The 25,381-nt window shown below is 51.0% G+C and carries 17 protein-coding genes; 13 read left to right on the top strand and 4 right to left on the bottom strand.

Annotated elements, in window-relative coordinates; translation table 11 throughout:
• The first annotated feature begins 102 nt into the window (after positions 1–102).
• The 5 genes from murJ to F463_RS0105645 are packed head-to-tail and all read left to right on the top strand — an operon-like array spanning position 103 to position 6,292.
• A complete protein-coding gene (gene murJ, locus F463_RS0105665; protein ID WP_026295343.1) occupies positions 103–1,647 on the top strand; it encodes a murein biosynthesis integral membrane protein MurJ in 1,545 nt (514 codons plus the stop codon).
• A gap of 5 nt (positions 1,648–1,652) precedes the next feature.
• Complete coding sequence (locus F463_RS0105660) at positions 1,653–2,546, top strand: bifunctional riboflavin kinase/FAD synthetase (protein WP_026295342.1); 894 nt, start codon at positions 1,653–1,655, stop codon at positions 2,544–2,546.
• A gap of 51 nt (positions 2,547–2,597) precedes the next feature.
• On the top strand, positions 2,598–5,453 hold the full coding sequence (ileS, locus tag F463_RS0105655; protein ID WP_018986088.1) for an isoleucine--tRNA ligase: 2,856 nt from the start codon (positions 2,598–2,600) through the stop codon (positions 5,451–5,453).
• Positions 5,446–5,928: a signal peptidase II gene (gene lspA, locus F463_RS0105650; RefSeq protein WP_018986087.1), complete on the top strand. Its 483-nt coding sequence runs from the start codon at positions 5,446–5,448 to the stop codon at positions 5,926–5,928. Before ileS ends, lspA begins: the two co-directional genes overlap by 8 nt.
• 49 nt (positions 5,929–5,977) lie before the next feature.
• Positions 5,978–6,292: a DUF1905 domain-containing protein gene (locus F463_RS0105645; RefSeq protein ID WP_018986086.1), complete on the top strand. Its 315-nt coding sequence runs from the start codon at positions 5,978–5,980 to the stop codon at positions 6,290–6,292.
• Here F463_RS0105645 and F463_RS0105640 read toward each other — a convergent pair.
• On the bottom strand, positions 6,270–8,591 hold the full coding sequence (locus tag F463_RS0105640; protein ID WP_018986085.1) for a putative bifunctional diguanylate cyclase/phosphodiesterase: 2,322 nt from the start codon (positions 8,589–8,591) through the stop codon (positions 6,270–6,272). The two genes, F463_RS0105645 and F463_RS0105640, sit on opposite strands and share 23 nt — an antisense overlap.
• Before the next feature lie 46 nt (positions 8,592–8,637).
• Positions 8,638–9,534 (bottom strand): DUF808 domain-containing protein, encoded by an 897-nt coding sequence (locus F463_RS0105635; RefSeq protein WP_018986084.1) that lies wholly within the window; start codon positions 9,532–9,534, stop codon positions 8,638–8,640.
• Between the two features lie 98 nt (positions 9,535–9,632).
• Between F463_RS0105635 and F463_RS0105630 the strand changes: the two genes are divergently transcribed.
• From F463_RS0105630 to F463_RS0105610, 5 genes are all read left to right on the top strand, one after another.
• Positions 9,633–10,031: a DUF2946 family protein gene (locus F463_RS0105630; RefSeq protein WP_245545134.1), complete on the top strand. Its 399-nt coding sequence runs from the start codon at positions 9,633–9,635 to the stop codon at positions 10,029–10,031.
• A gap of 64 nt (positions 10,032–10,095) precedes the next feature.
• Complete coding sequence (locus tag F463_RS0105625; protein ID WP_018986082.1) at positions 10,096–10,344, top strand: helix-turn-helix domain-containing protein; 249 nt, start codon at positions 10,096–10,098, stop codon at positions 10,342–10,344.
• Between the two features lie 75 nt (positions 10,345–10,419).
• Positions 10,420–12,591 carry a TonB-dependent receptor gene (locus F463_RS0105620; protein ID WP_018986081.1) on the top strand — a complete coding sequence of 724 codons (2,172 nt, stop codon included), beginning with the start codon at positions 10,420–10,422 and terminating at the stop codon, positions 12,589–12,591.
• 45 nt (positions 12,592–12,636) lie between these two features.
• Positions 12,637–14,955, top strand: a complete 2,319-nt coding sequence (locus tag F463_RS0105615; RefSeq protein WP_018986080.1) for a TonB-dependent receptor — start codon at positions 12,637–12,639, stop codon at positions 14,953–14,955.
• A gap of 25 nt (positions 14,956–14,980) precedes the next feature.
• Positions 14,981–16,408, top strand: a complete 1,428-nt coding sequence (locus tag F463_RS0105610; protein ID WP_281163653.1) for a PepSY-associated TM helix domain-containing protein — start codon at positions 14,981–14,983, stop codon at positions 16,406–16,408.
• An 84-nt stretch (positions 16,409–16,492) separates the two neighbouring features.
• Here the strand turns inward: F463_RS0105610 and F463_RS0105605 are convergent, their stop codons facing one another.
• Positions 16,493–17,776 carry a cyclic di-GMP phosphodiesterase gene (locus tag F463_RS0105605; protein WP_018986078.1) on the bottom strand — a complete coding sequence of 428 codons (1,284 nt, stop codon included), beginning with the start codon at positions 17,774–17,776 and terminating at the stop codon, positions 16,493–16,495.
• Entirely contained in the window at positions 17,769–20,711 is a 2,943-nt protein-coding gene (locus F463_RS0105600; protein WP_018986077.1) for a sensor domain-containing protein, read from the bottom strand. Before F463_RS0105600 ends, F463_RS0105605 begins: the two co-directional genes overlap by 8 nt.
• A gap of 96 nt (positions 20,712–20,807) precedes the next feature.
• Between F463_RS0105600 and F463_RS0105595 the strand changes: the two genes are divergently transcribed.
• The 3 genes from F463_RS0105595 to F463_RS0105585 all read left to right on the top strand — a co-directional run bounded on the left by F463_RS0105595 (position 20,808) and on the right by F463_RS0105585 (position 25,331).
• Positions 20,808–22,040: a sialidase family protein gene (locus F463_RS0105595; RefSeq protein WP_018986076.1), complete on the top strand. Its 1,233-nt coding sequence runs from the start codon at positions 20,808–20,810 to the stop codon at positions 22,038–22,040.
• Positions 22,041–22,156: 116 nt separating this feature from the next.
• On the top strand, positions 22,157–24,739 hold the full coding sequence (clpB, locus tag F463_RS0105590) for an ATP-dependent chaperone ClpB (RefSeq protein ID WP_018986075.1): 2,583 nt from the start codon (positions 22,157–22,159) through the stop codon (positions 24,737–24,739).
• A gap of 82 nt (positions 24,740–24,821) precedes the next feature.
• On the top strand, positions 24,822–25,331 hold the full coding sequence (locus F463_RS0105585; RefSeq protein WP_026295338.1) for a hypothetical protein: 510 nt from the start codon (positions 24,822–24,824) through the stop codon (positions 25,329–25,331).
• The last annotated feature ends 50 nt before the right edge of the window (positions 25,332–25,381 follow it).

Raw genomic sequence — 25,381 nt, 5'->3', positions numbered from 1 at the left:
TTGTGGCTGCATGGTAAAATCGGCCAACTTTTTAATCTGCTGGCACCGACAGTCGTTGGCAAGCAGTCAAAAACAACGCAAGGCGCATATTTTCCACCATTTATGAATTTGCTCAAAGCACTGGCTACCGTAGGTGGCATGACGTTTATCTCGCGCTTGCTGGGATTTGTCCGTGACACACTGATTGCGCGTATTTTTGGTGCCGGCATGGCGACCGATGCTTTCTTTGTCGCGTTTAAAATCCCAAACCTGCTACGCCGTATTTCCGGGGAGGGCGCTTTCAGTCAGGCCTTCGTGCCTATTCTTTCCGAGTATCGCAAACAGCGCACGCCAGAGGCTACCAAGGCACTGATTAACCATGTCTCCAGTTTGCTAGGTTTATTTCTGGTGGCGATTACCATTGTTGGTATGCTGGCAGCGCCACTTATCGTACGCCTGACCTCACCAGGTTTTGTGCATGACCCGGCCAAGTTTGCGCTGACGACCGAGCTACTGCGTATTACCTTTCCTTATATCCTGTTTATTTCACTGGTTTCTATGGCGGGTGGCGTGCTCAATGCGTTCAGCAAGTTTCAGGTCCCGGCGTTTACGCCCGTCTGGCTTAATCTAAGTTTTATCACGGCTGCCTTGTTTATCGCGCCATATTTTAATAACTCCGTGTACGTGTTGGCTTGGGCAGTATTTGTCGGTGGCATTATCCAGTTGCTCTATCAACTCCCTTATCTGCGGAAAATCGGCATGTTGCCGCGTTACGAACTCAACTTGCAGGATGAAGGCGTGCGTCGAATTCTCAAATTGATGGGCCCAGCGATCTTCGGTGTGTCTGTCGCCCAGATTTCGATTGTGTTGAATAACATTTTTGCCTCGTTTATGCCCACTGGTAGCGTCTCCTGGCTCTATTACGCTGATCGTCTGATGGAGTTCCCGACCGGCGTGTTGGGGGTTGCGCTGGGGACCATTTTGTTGCCTAGCTTATCCAAGGCGCACGTGGATAAATCCAGCGCAGAGTTTTCCCAATTGCTGGACTGGGGCTTGCGGCTGACCTTTATGCTGGCAATTCCTGCAGCCGTCGCCATGGCCGTTCTCTCCAAACCTTTGGTCGCCAGCTTGTTTTATTATGGCAAGTTCACCGCTGTGGATGTGGCACAAACCGAGCGCGCATTGATCGCCTACAGCTTGAGCTTGCTAGGCCTGATTATGGTGAAGGTCTTGGCTCCAGGTTTTTATGCGCGTCAAAATGTCAAAACGCCGGTCAAAATTGCCATTTTTACACTGGTGATGACGCAGTTAATGAATGTATGTTTCCTCCTGTTTACCTCGTTGCAGCATGCCGGGCTGGCGCTCGCCGTTGGACTGGGCGCTTGCCTGAATGCCACCCTGCTTTGGCTTACCTTGCAAAAAACGGGCGCTTTCCAGCCCCAAACAGGTTGGTTAGTTTTCCTTTTTAAGCTGTTAATTGCCGTGACAATCATGGCGTTGGCACTTCATATCGCTGCCACCTGGTCTGGTGACTGGCTGGCGATGACTACGTTGAGCCGCATACTGCATCTTGCAAGTATCGTCGTGCTGGGCATGAGTGTTTACTTTGTGTCTCTTGGATTGTTGGGTTTTAGGCCTAGGGACTTTATGAAACGGGTAGCTAAATAATGGTCATGCAGATATTTCGGCATTTCCCAGACACATCAACACCGCAGGCAATTGCTATCGGCAATTTTGACGGTATGCACCTCGGCCATCAGGCCTTATTACGTCAACTGATTGCCTTTACGCAAACTTATAAAATTACCCCGGCAGTGATGACGTTTGAGCCGCATCCGCGCGAATTTTTCATGCCACAAAATGCGCCTGCGCGGTTGGCTTCCATGCGCGAAAAGCTGGAATATTTTGCCGAGTGCGGCGTGCAGCATGTCTATGTGCAGCGCTTTAACCAGGCGTTTGCGGCACAAAGCCCGGCCACGTTTATGCAAGTGCTGCGGGAGCGGCTCAATGCTAATGTAGTCATGGTTGGTGAGGATTTCTGCTTTGGCGCCAAGCGGGCGGGGTCGGTGCAAACCCTGATTGAAAACGGTTTTAATGTCATTCCTTTACCCGAAGTGCAGCTGCATGGCGAGCGTGTTTCCAGCACACTGGTACGTGATGCGCTGGCTGCGGGCGAATTGGTCAAGGCACATGCATTGCTTGGGCGCCCTTATAGCATTAGCGGTAAAGTGGTACATGGTGCCAAACTTGGCCGCCAGCTTGGTTTTCCAACCGCTAATGTGCATATGCGCCACGAACGGCCTGCACTGACCGGGGTTTATGCGGTAAAATTGAACAGTTTACCGGCAGTAGCCAATTTAGGTAACCGGCCCACGCTCCAAGGTATTCCCAAACTCAAGCTCGAAGTGCATGTGTTTGATTTTAATGGTGATCTGTATGATCAGCATGTGCATGTGCAGTTTTTTCATAAGCTGCGTGACGAACAAAAGTTTGCCGGGTTGGATGCATTAAAAGCGCAGATTGCGCTGGATGCCTTGCAGGCGAAACAATATTTTAGCCACGGATAACGCTGAACATTGATCAGCTATCATCTGTGGCTGATTTTTTTGGATATTTAAATGACTGACCAAAGCAAAGATTCAAAATACAAACTGAATTTACCGGAAACCACTTTTCCCATGCGCGGAGATCTTTCCAAGCGCGAACCCGCCTGGTTGAAAAGCTGGCAAGAGCGCAAGGTATACGAGCGTATCCGTGCTAAGCGTAAAGGCGCGCCAGCGTTCATCCTGCATGATGGCCCGCCGTATGCTAACGGTGACATCCACATTGGTCACGCGGTCAATAAAATCCTCAAAGACATCATCATCAAGGCCAAAACCATGAGTGGTTTTGACGCACCTTATGTGCCGGGCTGGGATTGCCATGGCCTTCCTATCGAGCTCGTTGTCGAAAAAAATCACGGCAAAAATATTGATCCAGCCAAGTTTCGTGAGCTATGCCGCACCTATGCGGCAGAGCAGGTCGAAAAGCAAAAGAAAGACTTTATCCGCCTGGGTGTACTGGGTGACTGGGATCAACCTTACCTGACCATGGCGTTTAATACCGAGGCCGATATCATGCGCGCCCTGGGTGAAATCTACCAGAATGGATATCTGTACCAAGGCTCCAAGCCCGTACACTGGTGTGTGGATTGTGGCTCTGCGCTGGCTGAGGCCGAGGTCGAATATGAAGACGTGAATTCACTGGCCATTGATGTGGGTTTCAAGGTGGTGGATAGCGCTGCGTTGGGTAAGGCTTTTGGCACAACAGTGAGCGGCGATGCGTATGCCGTGATCTGGACCACCACGCCATGGACTTTGCCTGCTAACCAGGCGGTAAGTGTCAATGCTGAGTTAGAGTACGATTTGATTCAGACCAGCAAAGGATTGTTGATCCTGGTACGTGACTTGGCAGAAAAAACCTTGGCCAGATACGCTGAAGAAAATACTTCTGTCGTTGCCAGCTGCAAAGGCGAAGCCTTGCGCGGCTTATTGTTGCAACATCCATTCGACAACCGTCAGGTGCCTGTGATCACTGGCGACCACGTCACGACTGATGCCGGTACCGGTTTGGTCCACACGGCCGCAGCGCACGGTAACGATGACTGGCTGGTCATGCGTGCTAATTTCCCTAACGAGAAACCACGTGTACTCATTGGTGGCGATGGCAAATTCTTTAGCAGCGAACTGGTTGAGCTGGCCGAGATCCGTGGATTAAGCCGCCAAGATGCGAATAAAGTGATCCTGGGTAAATTGCAGGAAAACGGCGTATTGTTCGCTTCTGCGCGTTTGAATCACAGTTTCCCGCATTGCTGGCGCCATAAAACACCACTCATGCAATTGGCGACGCACCAGTGGTTTATCGGTATGAATTCTGTTGGTAAAGATGGCAAGGCCTTGCGTGAGCATGCAAACACAGCAGTGGATGCGACGCAGTTCTTCCCGAGCTGGGGCCGTGCACGCCTGGAAGCCATGATCAAGAATCGTCCAGACTGGTGTGTCTCACGCCAGCGTAACTGGGGCGTACCTATGCCATTCTTTGTGCACAAAGAAACTGGTGATCCACATCCACAGACCATGCAATTGCTGGAAACTGTTTGCAAACAGGTTGAGCAGCAGGGCATTGAAGCCTGGTTTAGCCTGGATGGTGCCACTTTCCTCGCGCAACATGCGCCTGAAAATGCCGAGCAATACAAAAAAGTGACCGATACTTTAGACGTTTGGTTTGATTCTGGTGCCACGCATTACGCGGTGGTTCGCTCAGCACAACATCCGAGCTTGTCCGCTGCGGCAAATGTGCGTGAAGCCGAGCACCAGCCGGTGGCCGACTTGTACCTTGAAGGCTCAGACCAGCACCGTGGTTGGTTTCAGTCCAGCTTGTTGACCGGTTGTGCCATCGACGGCAATGCGCCATACAAGGCTCTGCTGACGCATGGTTTTGTGGTGGATGGTGCTGGCCACAAAATGAGTAAGTCTAAAGGCAACGTGGTTGCGCCACAAAAGGTCATGGATACCTATGGCGCGGATATTCTGCGCTTGTGGGTGGCTTCTACCGATTATTCCGGCGAGCTCACCATCAGTGATGAAATCCTTAAGCGCGTGGCCGATGGTTACCGCCGTATCCGTAATACGTTGCGCTTTTTGCTCTCCAACCTTGCTGACTTTGACGCTAGCAAAGATTTGCTGCCAGTTGATCAGTGGCTGGAAATTGACCGTTACGCGCTGCATCTGACACAGCAATTGCAAGCGGGTATTCTGGCCGATTACGACAAATACGAATTCCATCTGGCAGTGCAGAAATTTGTGAGTTTCTGCTCTGAAGACTTGGGTGGTTTTTACCTCGATATCCTTAAAGACCGTTTGTACACGAGCGGTGAAACTTCGCATGCACGCCGCGCAGCACAAAGTGCCTTGCATCAAATCACGCATGCCATGATGCGTTTGATGGCGCCTATTCTGAGCTTTACTGCCGATGAAATCTGGCAGACATTGGGTCTGGATAATGTGGCGACAGTGTTTGAAGAGGATTGGTATGAGTTACCGGCACATGGTTTAAGTCAATCCTTATTGGATGACTGGGAAAATCTGCGCCATTTCCGGGATATCGCCAACAAGAAAATAGAGGAAAAGCGTGGTGAAGGTGTGGTGGGTTCTTCATTGCAGGCTGAACTGGATATTCATGCAGATGACAAAATGTATGATTCACTCAGTCGTTTCGGAGAAGATTTGAAATTCGCTTTGATTACCTCGCGCGCGAATGTTTACAAGCAAGTTGGTGCTGGTGTGAGTGTAGACGTTAAGTCAAGCACACATACAAAATGTGACCGCTGCTGGCATTACCGTGCCGATGTCGGCAGTGATGCCGCGCATCCGACCATTTGTGGACGTTGCGTCAGCAATCTGTTTGGCAAAGGTGAAGTGCGCAAATATGCGTAATGTCCGTTCGGCTTTGCCCTGGCTGGTGTTGAGCGCGATCGTGATCGTGCTCGATCTGTACACCAAACATCTGATCCAGCAATCGTTTGTATATGGCGAGCATGCGCCGGTGACAGGTTTTTTTGACCTGGTGCGTTATCACAATACCGGCGCGGCCTTCAGTTTTCTGGCTGACGCCGGTGGCTGGCAGCATGGCTTTTTTACAGCGGTGTCCACAGTGGCTTCTGCTGTGATGGTCTATCTGCTGGTCAAGCACCCGCAAAAAAAACTGTTCTGTTTTGGGATCTCCCTGGTGTTAGGTGGCGCCTTGGGTAATTTATATGACCGGTTGACGCTGGGCTACGTGGTGGATTTTTTGCTATTTTATTACCAGCAATGGGCCTGGCCTGCGTTTAATGTGGCAGACAGTGCTATTTGTGTTGGCGTCGGTTTGCTGATGCTGGATAGTTTTAAGCAACCTGATACATCTCCCTGAAAACTCCCCCAATTTTTCCTGGCAGCCGACCTCAGAAAAGGGAAATGTGATGGATGGACTGAGTTACAGCTTTAACGATGTCATCAAACGATGGGTGGGGAGCAAAAGCACTTGGCACTATGTCAGTCTGCCACAGGCGATGTCTGATGAAATCCATACGCTGAGCCAATACCATCAAACCAAACGTCGCGGATGGGGAGCGGTGAAGGTGGACGTTACGGTGCAAGGCCAGCAATGGCAGACATCTATATTCCCGGCCTTTGAATATGGCCGCTATGCCTTGTTTCTCAAGGCTGACATACGTAAGCAGTTGGGGGTTGCTGCTGGTAGCGAAATCGCCGTTACATTAACGCTTCTTTGGTAGCTGGCCGGTCAGTCGTCATGGCATCAGGCAACAAGGCGTGGATGTCTTCAATATGCATAGGCTTGCCGAGCAGGAAGCCTTGAATGCAGTCACAACCAGTTTGGCGCAAGAAGTCGAGTTGAGCCTGGGTTTCTACGCCTTCAACCACGACTGAAATTCCCAGAATACCGGCAGTTTTGACGATGGTGCTGACTATTTCACTATCAGCACTGCTCTCTGGGACATCCACCATAAATGCACGGTCTATCTTGAGTTCATCAATCGGCAAGTGTTTGAGTTTAAACAGTGACGAGTTGCCCACGCCAAAGTCATCCAGAGATATCCGTACCCCAATCGCTTTTAGCTGTTTAAGCATTTCCAATGCCTGCTCCTCATGTTCAAACACTGCGCTTTCGGTGATTTCGAGGGTAATGCGGGCAGGTGAAATGGCATGTTGTTTTAATTGCTGGGCAATCCTTAATGGCAGGCCATGGTCTCGGAATTGTCTGGGGGAAATGTTGATGGAAAGCCCCACTGATTGGGCTCCGTGATTGGTGAGGTCTGACAAACGACGGAAGGCTTCGGCAATCAGCCATTCTCCCAGTGGCAGAATCAAGCCCGATTGCTCTGCATAAGGAATGAATTCAGCAGGAGGGATGATATCTCCCTTGTAGTTTCGCCAGCGAATAAGCGCTTCAATTTTAACCATGCGGGGTGTTTGCTTATCCAGGCAGAAAATAGGCTGGAACTGCAGGAAAAACTCTTGTCTGCGAATAGCTTTGCGCAATTGCACATCCAGCTTGAAGCGGTTTTGCGCCTGCTTGGTTTGCTCTTTGCTGTAAAAAAGAAACAGATGCTGGCTTGAGCGTTTGGCATGCGAGAGGGCGGTATTGGCATTGCGTGCGAGCTGTTCGCTGTTGTTGCCATCGCGTGGATACAGGCTGATTCCTATACACGCATCCAGCATGAGCTCGTGATTTTCGATCATCACAGGTTTATGCACGATTTTGCATAGGTTATGGGCCAGGTGGACTAACTCCGCATCGGTTTTGCGTCGGGTGATAATGAGGGCAAATTTATCGCCGTGTACGCGTCCCAGTTCACCGCAGTCATGCGCAATATATTGCAGGCGATGGGCAGTCTCAATCAAGAAAAGATCGCCGGTTTTGTGGCCAAAACTGTCGTTAATGCTCTGGAAATGCTTCAGGTCTATCATCATCAAGGCCACCATGCCGCTCTCACTGGCTGCACCAATAATGGCATGTTCGAGCAAATTCAGCATGGCAAGCCGGTTAGGCAGGTGGGTCAGAGGGTCATGCCGAGACAGCTGCTGGTACTCCAACTCCTTTTCGGCCAGGCGCTTCTCGGCATGCAATAACCGCTCACTTTCACGCAGCAGGATACTTTGCCTGATTGTTGCAAAAATCAGGATGGCTGTCACCGAACCGATGGCAATGTGATAGGCATAAGGATGTGGGCCACTTTGCCACCAGATGAGCATTAATGAACTGATGCTAAAGACAAAAGCAAGCACCGGGATCCAGCTGCGGAGCCTGCGGCACTGCCGGTGATAACTGACGTTTTTGGCGATACGCACCTGCCAGCCATACAGGCCTGCGCCTATGAGTATGTCAGCGGCAGAAAAGCCGTAATTAATCCACAAACTGGTCTGTGGCGTGTGGTTGAGTGCATTCAGGTTCCATTGCATCCAGCAGATGCCCAGCAGCGAGAGCCCGGCACTCAGCATCAACCAGGGCCGCAAACCAGTGGGCCTTAAATACGGGATCAGCAAAAGTGACACCAGGGCCGCGCTGAGCATACTGGCAGGATATGCGGTGAGGACCGTTAATTCCAGCGCACTGACTTCTGTGGCCTTGGGCAAATAAGAAATCAATATATACCCGATGACGGCCACACTAAAAGATAGTGCATCAATTGTAAAAGCCAGTGTTTTAGCGCGAGAGAGTTGGCTACGCAAGGCAACGACGAAGCCGACGATGAGACAGGGGCCCATCAGTGGGTAAAAGATATCAGAATGGGCCGGGAAGGTAGTTTGATCGCTGAGTACTTCAAATATCCATAACAGGCCGCCAGTAAAATAGACGAATGTGCCAATGACAAACCAGCGTTTACAGGGGCGATGCGCCGGATTGGCACGGAAATAACCCAAAGTGGCCAGCGTCAGGCAGGCGGTAATCGTTGCAAACCAGTGGATATTATCCAGCCACAGCACAGTTTCGGGTGTTGCATTGAAGGTTGCCAGCAGGCAAATGCATGAAACGGATAATGCAACAACAATGACTTGACGAGAAAGTGTCATGAAGCCCCCTTGTTTTTGTTAATTCTAACAAGGGGTTAGAAAAAAACTAGTGCTTGTTAATAATTAACTTAACGATATTTATTAAGCACGTAAGAATTGCACCCACAAGCACGCCAACAGTCATATTCAAAAGCAAAGACCATTGGGGAAACTGCTCAACGAATGTGTGTAACGGATGGATGCCGTGGACGATAATGCCGCCGCCTACCAGAAACATGGCAGCCGTGCCTAACACGCTCAGCAGGCGCATCAGGTAAGGGACCGCTTGCACCAACCCCCAGCCGAATTTGCGTGTGGCTTGTGACATCACACTTTGGCCTTGACGCTGCATGAGCCACAGGCCGATATCGTCCATTTTGACGATAAGGGCAACGAGGCCATAGACCCCTATGGTCATGAGGATCGCAATCAAGGAAAGCACCAGGATGCGCTGCGTCAACGCTGCTTCGGCCACAACCCCCAGGGCAATCACAATAATTTCGGCTGAAAGGATAAAGTCAGTACGCACTGCCCCCTTTATTTTTTCATTTTCCAGGCTCACTAAATCAGTGGCTGGCTGCAGCATTGCGCTATGCACGGCCTGTGTATGCGCATCCTCTTCTTTGTCATGACGCAATTTATGCCAGATCTTTTCAAAACCTTCAAAACACAAAAAAGCACCACCCAGCATGAGTAAGGGCGTAATCAGCCAGGGTAAAAAGGCGCTGATCAATAAAGCGGCAGGCACTAAAATCAGTTTGTTGATGAACGAACCACGTGCCACCGCCCACACCACCGGAAGCTCCCTTTTTGACGCAATCCCTGTCACCTGTTGAGCATTGAGGGCCAGGTCATCCCCCAGCACGCCCGCGGTTTTCTTGGCAGCCAGTTGGCTCATGACCGATACATCATCGAGCATGGTGGTGATGTCATCAAGTAATGCCAGTAAGCTGGATCCGGCCATGGTTTGTCCTGTGTCAATTGAAACGCTTGTCTATTCTAAAGGATTGTCGTTAAAATGCCCGGATGGTAACAGTCAAATTTCAACGTTGGATGGCGCACATGGCCTTGATGGCAATCATGCTGGCCTCACTTATGCCAACATTGACTGTGGCTTTCCCCATGCAAAGTGGTAAAACTTTTGTGCAGGAAGTGTGTTCTTCACAGGGCAACAAACTCTTCATTCAGGTCATTACCACAGAGGGCAAGCTGCGCTCCACCCTGATTGATTACCAGCCTTCGCAAAAACCGGTGTCATTGAGTCATCATCTTAATCATTGCCCGTTTTGCCAGATGGCGCTGGATCAGGTGACTATCCCAGCCCATAGCCCTGCATATATTCTGTTTCAGAAAACACAGGCAACAATCGCCTTAAGCGAGTATCAGGCGCCTGTTGTTGCCAGTTTTTATCCTACTGCGCATCTTTCACGCGCTCCCCCATTGACTCCACACTCAGTCTAGTTCCGTCAGGTGATCTGACGGCTTATGAGTCTGCCTGCAACTCAGGCAATGATGGAGTCATCTCATGATTATTATCAATCTACAGGCAATGATATTTGCCAAACAGGTGGAGTGGAAACGCCACATCACCCTCAAAGAAGTCGCTGACGCTACCGGCATCAGCCGTATGACCCTGCACCGCATGATCAAAAATCCTACCTACAACGCATGTACCGAGCATCTGGGCAAGCTATGCACCTATTTTTCCTGTGATATCAGTGCATTGATACGTTGGCAGCCTGAAGCGGATACCAGGCAAGTCTTCGCAGCATGACGAAGTCAACACCAAAATAATTAAAAGAGAGTTCAGCCGCAGCCTATCCATGACTGTGGCGCTCCGGGAGTTTGTATGCAATCCAAACTATATTTGCCTGTTTTAATGGCCTTGCCCATGATGGCACATGCCGAGTCCATAGACATTGAGAAAATTGAAGTCACTGCGACCAAACACACAGCCTCTGTACAACAACAAAATGCAGCCCAAGCAGGCGGGGACAGCGCCAGCGTGTTAAGCGACCTGTTTGGTTTGCAGTTGCGCCGTAATGGCGGTGTTTCGAGTGTACCCATGATGCAGGGATTGGCTGATGACCGTATTCGCATCAAGGTGGATGGCATGGATTTGATTTCGAGTTGTGCCAATCACATGAATCCGGCACTTTCTTACATTGCGCCGACCAATATTGCTGATGCGAAGGTTTATAAAGGCCTCGCCCCCGTCAGTGTCGGTGGTGACAGCATTGCAGGTAGCATCATTGTCAACTCGGCTGCACCCGAATTTGCTATGGATGATCAGCTATTGAAGCATGCCAGCCTGAATACGTTTTATCGCAGCAATAACGACGCATTTGGCGTCAATGCCTCTGCATCTGTCGCTAACCAGCAAATGTATTTGCGTTATACCGGTGCAACCGTTGATGCAAATAATGCACGTGCAGGAGGCGCATTCAAGTCCGCTGGTCTGGCAGCGACTGGCCGAGGGTGGCTGGATGCGGACGAGATTGGCTCGACTGCATACCGGTCAACCAATCATGCCCTGGCCTTGGGATTTCAAGTCGACAACCATTTGTTCGAATTTAAATTGGGTCTGCAAGATATCGGCAAGCAAGGCTTTCCTAACCAGCGCATGGATATGACAGGTAACCGTAGCGAGCAATATCAGCTCCGGCACGAGGCCAAATATGACTGGGGAACATGGCAAAGTCGTCTGTATTATGAGCACACACGGCATACCATGAATTTTGGTGCCGATAAACAATTCTGGTATGGCAATGCCCCAGGCATGCCGATGAATGCCCGTGGCAACACCACTGGCTTTAATACCCAGTTGGACTGGCTATTCAGCCCGCGCGACACCCTGCGACTTGGACTGGACCTGCAGCGCTATGGACTGGAGGATGATTGGCCACCCTCAGGTACCGGCATGATGATGGCGCCCAATACCTTTCAAAATATCAACAATGGCAAACGTGATCGTAATGATATCTATGCCGAATGGGAGGCTACATGGTCATCGCAATGGTGGACGCAAGCAGGTCTGCGTTTGAGTCAGGTGAAATCAGATGCAGACAATGTGCAAGGTTATAACCCCACATTGGCCGGCATGGCTGGTTATGGTGCGGCGGCAGCTATTTTTAATGCCAATGATAAAAGCCAGACCGACAACAATGTGGACAGCACCCTGCTCGCCAGATACAACCCGGATGCTATCCAACACTATGAGTTTGGCTACGCCCTCAAAATGCGTTCTCCCAATCTTTATGAACGCTATACCTGGGCAAATACCAACACCATGGTCATGAACATGAACAATTGGTTTGGGGATGGTAACGGTTATGTGGGCAATCTCAATCTGGCCCCTGAAAAGTCGCACACCTTGCAACTCACGGCGGACTGGCATGATGCTGAACGTCGGAACTGGCAAGTGAAAGTGACACCATTCTACCGCTATGTGCATGACTATATCGACGCCGCTACCTGTGCCAGTGTAGGCGTTACTTGTGCTACACGTACCGACGGCTTTTCCAACCTGACACTGAGCAATCAAAACGCAAGGATGTTTGGTGTTGATTTAAACGCCAAAAAAACATTGGTGGCAGACAGTGCATGGGGGAGTCTGGGTCTGCAACTGGATGTGAATTATGTGCGCGGCAAAAACACGGTCAGCAATGATGACCTCTACGCCATCATGCCACTCAATGCCAAGTTAGCTTTGCTGCATGCTGATGGCGCTTGGAAAAACCGGGTTCAAACACGTATGTTCAGCAACAAGTCTCGTGTTCAAGCAATCCGTAATGAAAACGAAACGCCTGGTTATATGTTACTGGACATATACACCAGCTATGAGTGGAAAAAAGCGCGATTGGATTTAGGGCTGGAAAACTTACTGGATAAACTTTACTTTGATCCGACAGGAGGCGCCTATCTAGGACAAGGGGCAACCATGGTTGCAACCATACGCCAAGGTTTGCAGGTGCCTGGCTGGGGACGTTCGGTAAATATCGCAGTCACATTCTTTTACTAAAAACATGATGACATCAGGCGTCCGATTTACCCAGGGAGGGTCACAATGAACAAAACAAAAATCGCATTGGTCATCGTATCTGCAATGCCCTGGCTGGCATATGCCGATCACGACAAGCCAATCGAACTCGATGAAGTTGAGGTAACGGCGGCACCATTGGATAGCCGCATTACCAATCACCCCGCTGCCGTGGAAACCTATAGCCGCAAACAGATTCAAGAGACGGTAAATGCGACAACTGCGCAGCAAACATTAAAATACCTGCCAAGTTTCCAGGTGCGTGAGCGTTATATCGGCGATAGAAACGGGCCCATTGCCACGAGGACCACAGGGACGCTGTCAAGTGCGCAAACTTTATTATATGCAGATGGGGTGCTGCTCTCTAATTTGCTGGGGAATTCATTTAGTTTTCCGCCACGTTGGGGCTTGGTGAGCCCTGAGGAGATTGAAAGTGTGAGCATTTTGTATGGTCCATTTTCAGCGCTGTATGCGGGCAACTCAATGGGCGGGGTGATTAACCTGAACACGCGTATGCCCTCCAAGTTTGAGTCGCATGCAAGCGTGCAGTCCTTTGCGCAAAGTTTTAAGCGATATGGCACGGACTCGACTTTTAGAGGCAATCACGAAACCGCGTCTATGGGCAATAAAATTAACGATTTCAGTTTCTGGATAGACGTGGACAGGCTTGAGAACCAGAGCCAGCCCATGCAGTTTGCCAATGCGGTGAGTGCTGGTACCGCGGCGGGTGGCCGTACTGGCGTCACAGGCGCGTTTAGGGATACTGACCCGCTAGGCAGGAATCGCGTGACTTTTGGGGCAACGGGACTGGATGATAGTACCCAGCTGACCACCAAAATTAAACTGGCATATGACATCACCCCCAACTTAAAGGCCGCATACACCGTTGGCGTGTGGGATTTGGATAGCCGCGTGGATGTAAAAAGTTATGTCCGTGATGCGGCGGGCAATGCCATATACAACGGTAGGGTGTCAGCCAATGGAGTGAATTATGATGTCAGTGGTTTTACGCCCGGCAGGGGCAGTGCTTTGCATGTGATGCAGGCGTTTGATCTGAAAAGTAATACAAAGGGTTTTTTTGACTGGCAAGTGACTTTGTCTGATTACGATTACCAGAAAGATAAAACCAATAACTCTTTTTTAACCCAAAATGGCAATATTGCGACGGCGGCGGGCAATCCATACATCAATCGCGCTGGACGGTTGACCGATTTGGAAGGCACGGGTTGGAAGGCACTGGACGTGCGAGGTATTTTCCGCCCGGAACATCACCACATTGAGTTTGGCTATCACATTGATGATTACGAGTTGCGTAGCAAAACCAATGATACGGCGGATTGGAGCAGTAGCACCAGAGGCGCATTATTCGGTTCCTCGCGCGGCCAAACGCAAACACAGGCGGTGTATGTGCAGGATAAATGGCAGATGGATCCGCACTGGGCACTAACACTGGGTGGCCGTGCAGAACACTGGCAAGCAGAGGATGGTCGCAATCAGGCAACCTTGGGCGGCAGTCTTAGAACGGTCAGTTATGACACGCAGTCTGAAACCAAGTTTTCACCCAAACTATCATTAAGTTTTGAACCACAGCCGGAGTGGGGCTTCCGTGCGTCAGTCGGTAAAGCTTACCGTTTTCCTACAGTCTCAGAGCTGTACCAGCAATTGAGCCAGGGTAACACCCTCATAGAAAACAACCCCAATTTAAAAACAGAACAAGTGATTTCTGGTGAGTTTAGTGTTGAACGCCGCTTTTCGAATGGCCTGATTCGTGCCAGCCTTTTCCACGAAACCAAGCTGGATGCGCTGGTGAGCCAAACCGCAATTAATGGTGCAGCGATTCCTTTTGGCACCGGGACTTGTACCGCTGCGGCTGGGTGCAGCTTTATCCAGAATGTAGATCACGTGCGTACCAATGGCATTGAAATTTCATCCGTTTGGGAAGACGTCTTAATCAACGGATTGGACCTGTTGGCAAATGCCACGTTGACAGACGCTGAAATACTGCAAAACGACCTCGCACCAACGACGCAGGGCAACAAACCATTACGTATCCCCAAACAGCAATACAAGCTGGCGGCCACCTATCATCAAACCCCAAACCTGACATATTCACTTGGCGCGCGGTACAGCGGCAGGCAGTACAACACGCTGGATAATAGTGACAGTCACCCGGATACCTTTGGCGGCACCAGCAAGTTCTTTTTTGTCGATGTAAAAGTCAATTACAAGCTGACAGACAGGTTCACCGCGAGTGTGGGCGTGGATAACCTGAACAACTACAAAGCGTATGTGTTCCACCCTTATCCGCAGCGCACGGGTTACGTGCAATTGAAGTTTGATTACTAGGGCAACACGAGACTATTGGTAAGGATTGATCACGAAAAGCTATTTCATAAAATCGCCATGGCTGGGATACAACACAGTATGGCGCTGGCATTTTTATGCAGGTCTGTTTTGCATGCCGTTTATTGTATTGTTAGCGGTCACGGGTGCCATTTACCTGTTTAAACCGCAGTTCGAGGCGTATCAAGAGGCGGCTTATCAGGTAAAGGCCAATGAAAAAGTCCCGCAGTCTGTCACTTCACAGGCGCTGGCCGCCGTAAAGGTTTTGCCACATGCGCAATTTAATGCCTACCAATTGCCAGCGAGCCCTCAATCTCCGGCCCACGTCATGCTCATATACCAGGGTGAACTCAGGCGGGTGCTGGTCAACCCATATACGTTGCAAGTGATGAATGTCGCCACTGAGGAAGACAGGTTTATGCCATGGATTCATCGCCTGCATGGGCGGTTGCTGATGGGGGATAAAGGCTCGTATCTCGTTGAACTAGCTGCCTCCTGGGCGATTGTAATGATAGTGACCGGGTTGTTTTTGTGGTGGCCGCGCGATGCAAAAGGGCTGGCTGGCGTGCTGTATCCACGCTTGCACATTGCAAGTGGTCAGCCCCTATCTGGCAAGGTTGCCCGGCGTATATTCTGGCGCGACCTGCACGCAGTCATCGGCTTTTGGATTGCTTTGTTTGTCTTGTTTTTATTGATTTCTGGCTTGCCGTGGACCAAATCCTGGGGTGGGTTATTAAAAGAGGTCCGCCAGTTTGGTGCAACGAGCCAGACGCAAATCAAACAAGACTGGTTCACCAGCCAGAAGGAATTGCAGGAGGCCAACAGCATGCTTGCGCCAGGTGAGGAGCATGCGCATCACCGACATGACCGGCAGCTCACTGCAGATATCCCTGAACAAACCGTCTTGCCAGCCTCACTCGATACCATGGTCAGGAATGTGGCCGGGCTGCAATTACCCCCCCCAGTGATGATCGCCGCACCTTCCAGACGCAATGCTGGCTGGGTAGGTAAGTCGGATACTCAGCATCGGCCCTCGCGCGTCACCGTAAACCTTGACCCACAAAATGGCGCGATTTTGTCGCGCACCAATTTTGAAGACAAACCCATGCTTGACCGGGTGGTTGGCTATGGCGTCGCAGTGCACGAAGGTCAGCTGTTTGGCTGGTTTAATCAACTATTGGGCTTACTCACGGCGTTGGGGCTGGTGGCTGTCGTGGTCAGTGGTGTGGTCATGTGGTTGCGCAGGCGCCAGGCCAGTACATTAGGGGCGCCGTTTGCGCAAACCAGACTAAACACGCGTATGCCAGTAGCAACAGTGGTGGCAACGGTGCTATTGGCGATATTGTTGCCATTTTTGGGGCTGTCGCTGATTGCGGTACTGATGGTTGAACGCTTGGTGCTGGTGTACTTGCCTAAAGTTGCCCAGTTTCTGGGATTGCCAGCCAGGACGACTTAACGAAGCTGAATTAAGTTAGCGTGATGGTCGGTTGCAAGGTCATGCAGTCATGCGCAGCATGGCCTTACATAAGACAGAGTTAGGTTAAGAGGATGCGTAAATCTTGTCCAGGAAGTAACTGGTACGCTGTTTCAACCTTAACATGCTCTGCAGGGCATTTGGTAGCTGTTCAGGTTTCAGGCATTGAATAATATTGATATCCAATGCTTGCCTGAGGTCGATAATTTCCCCTTCTTCCTCGCGGTCATCACTCAGCATCTGGATAAATGGGCGCAAAGGTTGTTGCGGATTGGTGGAGAGCACCGTGGCCAGTTTCTGGTCAGATAGGCGCACGACGCTACCGGGCGGGTAAATACCCAGGCACTTGATAAACCGGCGCAGGATAGACTGGTCAAACTGGTGGCGTTGTTGCGCAAACATGACGCTCAGCGCTTCATAGGGGGTTTTGGTCAATGCCGGATTAGAGGGATTGCACAAGTTGTCGTACATGTTGGCAATAATCAGGATGTGGGATAACGGATCAATCTGGTCGCAATGCAGCCCTTTTGGGTAGCCGCTACCATCTGCAAACTCATGGTGCTGTGAAATCAGCGTCAGTATCCTTCTTGGCACGGCCACGTCGCGCAGCATATTCAGGCCAAGCAGGACATGGGTCTGATAAATCGCGGTTTCACGTACACTGAGTGGATCTTTCTTAAGCAGGATCTTGTCACTGATCTGGCGCTTGCCGATATCATGCAAAATAGCTGCCATGCCCAGCACCACTGCGTCGTCGTCCGTGATATCCAGGTTCTTCGCCAGTAACATCGCCACCACCAGGGTGTTCAATTCATGCTGGAAGTGCTGGTCACCAATACGGTGGCCATTCATGGCGTGAATCGCCACATCACCCTCTGTCAGCGTGCTGCTGACCAGGTCTTCAACCAGCTTGGACGCCATGCCATAAGCCTGCTCCGGGCGCTCGGTTGATAATTTCTGGATGGTTTTGACTTCAGCGCTGGTCTTCATGAACTTCTGTTCACTTTCCGCAATTGCTTGCCTGAGTGCCAGCTGTTTCTTTTGCGACGGGCTTAATTCCGGCGCATCATCAATGATCTCAATTTTTGGTGAGGCTGCTTTCCTCAGCGGGAATTCAACCACATTCTGGTAAGCAGCATGCCTGAGCGGGGTATTGGAGCTGCGTCTTGGGTCATAACGTAGTTGTTTTAGTCCGAGGGATTTAATGGTCTCAATTTGCGAGTCATCCGTGATCTTGAAGTTACTCACCGAAAAAGGATGATCCATCCAACCCAGGTCGAGATGGATGTATAGACCAACCTGCAGCTGGTCTATGTCTATGTAAAAGGTGTCGGAGGCTTGATTAGGCATGGCGTTTTATTTTTCTTTGATTGTTTAAGACTAATAACTGCAGAAAATCCTCGGCATTGACCGGATAAGCATAGAGGTAACCTTGCGCTGTCTGGCACCCCAGTTTCTGTAAAAACTTTTCCTGTTCTTCGGTTTCGACACCCTCGGCAACCACGCTGAATCCCAATTGCGTTGCCATCGCGTAGATAGCACTGGTGATGGCCGCATCATCTTTGTCATCAGGCAAGTCTTTGACAAAACTGCGGTCGATCTTGATCTGGTCCAGCGGCAAACGTTTCAGGTGGGACAATGAGGAGTAGCCAGTGCCAAAATCATCAATGGCAATGGTCACTCCCAGCAGCTTGAGCTGGTTAAAGGTACTCACCACGTGCTGGGTATGCTGCATCAGCGTACTTTCAGTGATTTCCAGCTCAATGATGGAAGGGTCACATTCGCTGTCCATCAAGATGCCATAGACGGTGTCAGCAAATTTGCTTTTCATGATTTGCACGCCAGACACATTAATGGCGATCTTCCTGAACTCAGGATGCTGTTTATGCCAGGTATGGGCTTGGCGTACGGCCTGGGTCAAGGCCCATTCGCCTATGCTTAGAATCAGCCCGGTTTCTTCGGCCAGCGGGATAAATTTGGCGGGCGAAATCATGCCTTGGGTAGGATGCTGCCAGCGGATCAAGGCTTCAGCACCGATAATCATGCCGGTCTTCAAGTCAATCTGTGCCTGGTAGAACATTTTGAGCTGATTTTTCGTCAGTGCCTGGCGTAACTCAGTTTCCAGCTGGAAGTGTTCAACCGCATCGCGACTTAAGGAGGCGTCGTAAAACGACACATGGTTTTTACCATTATTCTTGACATGGTACATGGCCAGGTCAGCCGCTTTGATCAGGCTTTCTACATCCTGGCCATCCTGCGGATACATGGAAATGCCGATACTGGCGCCGACAAAAATCTCATGATGGTCTATCAAGAACTCGCGCCTGAGGGCATCCAGGATATCATGGGCTTTTTGGGCTGCATCAGATTTGCCGTGCAGGTTTTCCAGCAAGACAATAAATTCGTCTCCACCGAGTCGGCCAACAATGTCCGATTCGCGCAGGGAGGCGCGCAAACGCTCGGTCACCCCCAGCAGGAGCTGGTCGCCAGAGTAATGCCCCAGGCTGTCATTGATGTTTTTAAAGCGGTCCAGGTCGATAAACAACACGGCGGCTTGTTGTGCATTGCGGTTGGCACGCTGGATCGCATGCGTAAACAAATGATTAATCAGGCGGCGGTTGGGTAACCCGGTCAATGGATCATGGTTGACCAGTGAGTTCAGCTGCTTTTGTGATCGCTTCATTTCACTGATATCTGCAAACACGCCCACGTAATTGGTAATCACATTGGCGTGGTTGCGTACTGCAGTAATGGTCATCCACTCGGTATAGCTGTCGCCATTCTTGCGGATGTTCTCAATTTCGCCTGACCATTTACCATCGCGTTTCAATGCGCCAAATAAACCGCGTGGACGCTGCTTGAAAATTTGTGGTTTTGTACCCAGCACTTCTGACTCTTCGAAGCCGGTGATTAACGTGTAACCCTGATTGATCCCAACCAGTTCGCCCGCCGGATTGACGATCATAATGCCTTCTGTGGTGCTGTCGAAAGCGATCTTTGCCAGCTTGAGGTGCTTGCCGGTACGCTCACGGTCAATCGCAACACTCAGTGTACGGCCAATGGCCATCAGTGAGCCCAGCTCCTGTGAGCTGGTATTCTCGGCATCGAAACAGCGCTCGATGACCACGGAGCCCCACCACTCATCGTCTATCATGAGCGGCACAATCACCAGGTTGACGGTGTCGTGTGATTTGAGCAAGGCCCGCTCTGTTTCGGGTAGCATGAGCGCATCACACATCACAGGTTGCCCTTTCGAGAGCAGGGCATACCAGCGCTGCAGCTCGGGCGACAGGAATGAAATCTTTTCCCAATGCTGGTAAGTGTGATGGAAGCCGTTGATCGCCCAGTGGAACAGTGCTTTTGAGCGGATTTCAGTTTTTTTACGCGTAGTAATGGTTTCGTGTTGTAACAATACCGCGCGGCTGAAGCGGAAAGACAGGCAGCATTGCTGTAGCACATTTTCTGCCACGCTTTGCCAGCGTTCTGCCGAGTGCAACATCCAGTCGCACGAAATCAGGGTGTCCAGGACTGCACTACGGTTTTGTAACTGGGTTTCAATGAACTTCTGTTCACTGACATCGCGTGCCACAGTAATCAGGTGGCTGGGTTGATCTTTCTGGTCGTGGTAGGCAACCTTGTTCACTTCCAGGGTTTTGTAGCCACCTTGCGGCAAATGTACCAGCTCCTCGTTGTGGTAAGCCTGTCTGGACTGCCAGACCTGCTGGTCAGACTTTTCGTGGTGTTCAAAACTGTTACGGAAGACTGGGTGTAAAGTGTCTGCAATTTGCAGATTATTCAGAAACTCAAAGTCAAAACTATCCATCTGGAAAGTGTTGAGCATCTGCTGATTGGCCATCATCCAGCGATTTTCATGGTCCTTGATACAAATCAGGTCCGGACTCATCTCAATCAACGAGCGCACGATGGATTGCATGTGTACCAGCTGGTCAGCTAGGGTATGCTCTTTTTCCTCAAGCATTAGGCCGACGGCACGTCGGTCAGATGTGGGATAAAACAGGCGGCATTTGAAATCTCGCTTTAAACCATGAATCACGAGGGTGATACTGAGTTCAGTACGGCCTTCGCGCATGGCTTGAACCAACAGCTGGCAAGTTTCCTTGGGTAATGCCCCATTACTTTCTCCCAATAGCGCCTGGGCAGCGGTGCTGGCCGCAATGCAGTGTGCCCGGCGATTAAGCGCCAGCATAGGCATCTCAGGCATGGTTGCGGCCAGGGGCTGCAACCATGCTGTGCTATGATGATCAAAAGCTGTTGGTAATGACATAATTAAAATCTGCTTTGCTGCAATGTGAGTGTTGGCACAGTTAAGTGGGTTAACGGCGCAATTGGCGCTAAACTTTAGCGAGTTTCACTTGTGTTAATGAACGTCAATCTTATCGGTAACAGTAGCCTGCACAGGCTGAGTTTAAACGTGTTTTTGAGCCTGTTTCTGCTGGTGACAGCGTGGCTGGATTGTGCACACGCCCATGAAGGGCATCATGGACATGCTGAAGCGCCGTCCACAGCGCTGTCGGTCAGCGTGGCCTCTGATGCTGCAGGCCGGATCTGGCTGGCACAAAGCAGGCAAGGGCAGGTTTGGGTGGCATCGCTGGATGCCAATGGTAAGTTGCTTGGCCGAGAGATAGTGGTTAATCCGGTGGCAATGAAAGTGGCTGCGGATGGCGAAGCCCGCCCTAAAATCGCGGTCGCGCCCAACGGTAACCTTTATGTTACCTGGACCGAATCCCTGAAAAAACCCTATGGGGGATACATCTGGTTTGCGCGCTCAGTCGATGGTGGCAAAAGCTTTGAGGCGCCATATATCGTGCATCAGCACCGCGATGAGATCACCCATCGTTTTGACAGCTTGCAGGTTGCGGCCAATGGCACCATTACCGTGGCCTGGATCGATAAGCGGGATTTGCTGGCAGCCAAGGCGGCAGGTAAAGCTTATGACGGTGCAGCGATTTACTACGCGGTTTCAACTGATCACGGCAAAACTTTTGCGCCAGAACAAAAGTTGGCGGATAGCAGTTGCGAATGTTGCCGGATTGCCATGACCAGCAAGCCGGATGGGACGGTAGCGGTGCTCTGGCGGCATGTGTTTGAAGGGAGTGAGCGAGATCACGCCATGGCTGAAATTGGCTCATCGGGCAAGCCGGTGCTGGTGCGTGCCAGTTATGGCCACTGGCAAGTGGATGGCTGTCCGCACCATGGGGCGGCGATTGCCGTTGGGGAGGGCTTTGGCTATCACCTCGCTTATTTTGATGGCGCAGGAGATAAACCGGGATTGCGTATCGTCCGCATGGATGACCATGCATGGGTAACCTCACCGCCAAGGCGCATCGGCGACGCTAAAAGAAATGCCGGTCATCCGGCCTTGTTGAGTATCGGCGATAAAGTCTGGCTGGCTTGGCTAGAACGTGACACAGGAGGGTACGAAGTCTGGGCCATGGCTTCACTGGATGGTGGCCGGACCTGGGGCTCCGCGACCGTCTTGTTGCACAGTGCTACCAAGCTTGACTATCCGCAATGGTTAAATCTGCAAGGCAAAGTGATGCTGGCAGTGAACACTGTGGATAAAGGGCTGCAACTCGTTCCTTTGACTCAATAGCAATACAAAATCTTACAAATTTGATCTATATCTATTGAAAACGCTAAAACCCGCCGCATTATAGGGTTATCCAGCCGCAAGGGTGCGGCATGACTTTAATAATGAAAGGGTTTGCAATGCGTTTTGATAAACTCACAACCAAATTCCAGCAGGCACTCGCCGATGCCCAGAGCATGGCCGTGGGTGCCGATCATCCCACCATAGAAGCACCACATTTGTTACTGGCCATGCTAAACCAGGACGACAGCAGTGTTGCTGCGCTCTTGTCACGTGCCGGTGCGCAGGTAAGTGCGCTTAAAACCAGCCTGCAACAGGCCATTGATGACTTGCCGAAGGTCAGTGAAAACAGTGGAGATGTCAGCATTTCGCGCGATCTCAATAACCTGCTGAATGTCACTGATAAACTCGCACAGAAGAGTGGCGATAGCTACATCGCCAGCGAAATGTTTTTGCTGGCATTGGCTGATGACAAAGGCCATACCGGCAAACTGCTCAAGCAACATGGCGTAAACAAATCAGCGCTGGAGCAGGCTATCAAAGCTGTGCGTGGCAATGAGTCCGTCAATAGCCAGGAAGCCGAAGGCCAGCGTGAAGCATTGAAAAAATACACGCTGGATCTGACCGAGCGTGCGCGTGCAGGCAAGTTGGATCCTGTGATTGGCCGTGATGATGAAATCCGCCGTGCGATCCAGGTGCTGCAACGCCGTACCAAAAACAACCCGGTACTGATTGGTGAGCCTGGCGTGGGTAAAACGGCTATTGTGGAAGGTCTGGCCCAGCGGATTGTGAATGGCGAAGTGCCTGACTCGCTCAAGAACAAAAAAGTATTGAGTCTGGATATGGCCGCGTTGCTGGCTGGTGCCAAATACCGTGGCGAATTTGAAGAGCGCTTGAAAGCGGTACTTAAAGAGCTGGCGCAAGATGAAGGCCAGACTATCGTTTTTATTGACGAAATTCATACCATGGTGGGTGCGGGTAAGTCTGAGGGTGCGATGGACGCGGGCAATATGCTCAAACCGGCCCTGGCGCGCGGTGAGCTTCATTGTGTAGGTGCGACCACACTGGATGAATACCGCAAGTACATCGAAAAAGATGCAGCGCTGGAGCGCCGCTTCCAGAAAGTGCTGGTGGACGAGCCCAGTGTCGAAGCCACCATTGCCATTTTGCGCGGTTTGCAGGAGAAGTACGAATTGCACCATGGCGTGGAAATTACCGACCCGGCGATTGTTGCGGCCGCTGAATTGTCCAACCGCTACATCACAGACCGCTTTTTGCCCGATAAAGCCATCGACCTGATCGACGAGGCAGCCTCACGCATCAAGATGGAAATTGACTCGAAACCGGAAGTGATGGACAAGCTGGACCGACGCCTGATTCAGCTCAAGATCGAACGGGAAGCCGTACGCCGCGAAAAAGACGAAGCCAGCCAGAAACGATTTAGCCTGATTGAAGATGAAATCGCCAAGCTGGAAAAAGAATATGCCGACCTCGAAGAAGTCTGGAAGGCCGAAAAAGCAGCTGTGCAGGGGTCTGCGGGCGTCAAGGAGGCGATTGAGAAAATCAAGCTGGATATGGAAGCAGCCAAACGCAAGGGCGATTGGCAAAAAGTCTCTGAGCTGCAGTATGGCAAATTGCCACAGCTGGAAGCACAGTTGAAGCATGCTTCTTCGGCTGAAGCCCATGGCGCGGTCAAACATAAAATGTTGCGTACCGAGGTGGGTGCCGACGAGATTGCTGAAGTGGTGAGCCGTGCCACAGGGATTCCTGTCAGCAAGATGATGACGGGTGAGCGTGAAAAACTACTTAATATGGAAAGCCGCTTGCATGAGCGCGTAGTGGGCCAGGATGAGGCCGTGCGCCTGGTGTCGGACGCCATCCGCCGCTCGCGTAGCGGCTTGAGTGACCCTAACCGTCCGTATGGCAGCTTCCTGTTCCTGGGCCCAACGGGTGTGGGTAAAACCGAGTTGTGCAAGGCGCTGGCCAGCTTCCTGTTTGATAGTGAAGAGCACTTGGTGCGCATTGATATGAGCGAGTTCATGGAGAAGCACTCCGTCTCCCGCCTGATCGGTGCGCCACCGGGCTATGTTGGCTATGAAGAAGGGGGCACCCTGACCGAGGCCGTGCGCCGCAAACCTTATTCGGTGGTATTGCTGGACGAGGTGGAGAAAGCGCATCCAGATGTGTTTAACGTGTTGCTGCAAGTGCTGGATGATGGCCGTCTAACCGATGGTCAGGGCCGTACGGTAGACTTTAAAAATACCGTGATTATCATGACCTCGAACCTGGGTAGCCAGATGATACAAAGCATGGCAGACCAGGATTACCAGGTGGTGAAACTGGCCGTGATGGGTGAGGTAAAAACGCATTTCAGGCCGGAATTTATTAACCGGATTGATGAAGTGGTGGTATTCCATTCACTGGGTGAGGCGCATGTGAAATCGATTGCCAATATCCAGTTGCAGTTGCTGGCCAAACGCCTGGCAGCGATGGATATGCAGTTGGACATCAGTGATGCGGCACTGGCCGAGATTGCCAATGCCGGGTTTGATCCGGTGTATGGCGCGCGTCCGCTCAAACGTGCCATCCAGAGCGAGATTGAGAATCCGCTGGCAAGGGAAATCCTGGCTGGACAATTTGCAGCCAAAGACACGATCCGTGTTGATTTCCAGGCCGGAAAGATGCAATTCCGCAAAGGCTGACACAGGCGGTGACTGAACCTTGAACCAGCGCAAAGGGTCGTACTCGTATGACCCTTTGCTTTATCGGGTAGAATGGACCCTTATGCACTCTTCAAATTACGTTGCTTTAATGGTTGTGTTGGCTTTGTTGGCTGGTTGTGCCACCCAAGCGCCACAACCTGTGCAAATTGAACGCATCTCCCCTGAGCAACTTGCTGCGCTCGTGCCACCACCGCAGTCAACTTTGACGCTGGAAGAAATTGTCACCATGAGCAAGCAGGGCAAGACGGATGCCGAGATAATAGAAGCGATCAAGCAGTCACAATCCCGCTATGTATTGACGCCTTCACAAGTCTTGTCATGGCATCAAAAGGGTATTTCCAAAGGTGTGCTGGATTATATGCAGCAGGCCAACGCGCTGGCCGAGCAAAATGCCATTGCCGATGAAATCAACAAACGCGAAAAAGCACGCGTTGAAAATGAAACCAAGCTCAAGCGTGAACGGGATGCCGCCAGGTTGCGTAGTATGGATCCATGGTTTTATGGCCCCGGCTTTTATGGCGGCCCATGGGGATACCGTCCTTATTGGGGTGGTGGCTGGCGTTACTGGTAATCCAGGCTAGCGGTTCACGCGATAAGCCGGTTTTTTGGGTTGAGAATCTT

This window comes from Methylophilus methylotrophus DSM 46235 = ATCC 53528, assembly GCF_000378225.1.
GTDB classification, from domain to species: Bacteria; Pseudomonadota; Gammaproteobacteria; order Burkholderiales; family Methylophilaceae; genus Methylophilus; species Methylophilus methylotrophus.
Note: the sequence above shows the minus strand (reverse complement) of the source record. Positions and strands in the feature narration are given on the sequence as shown.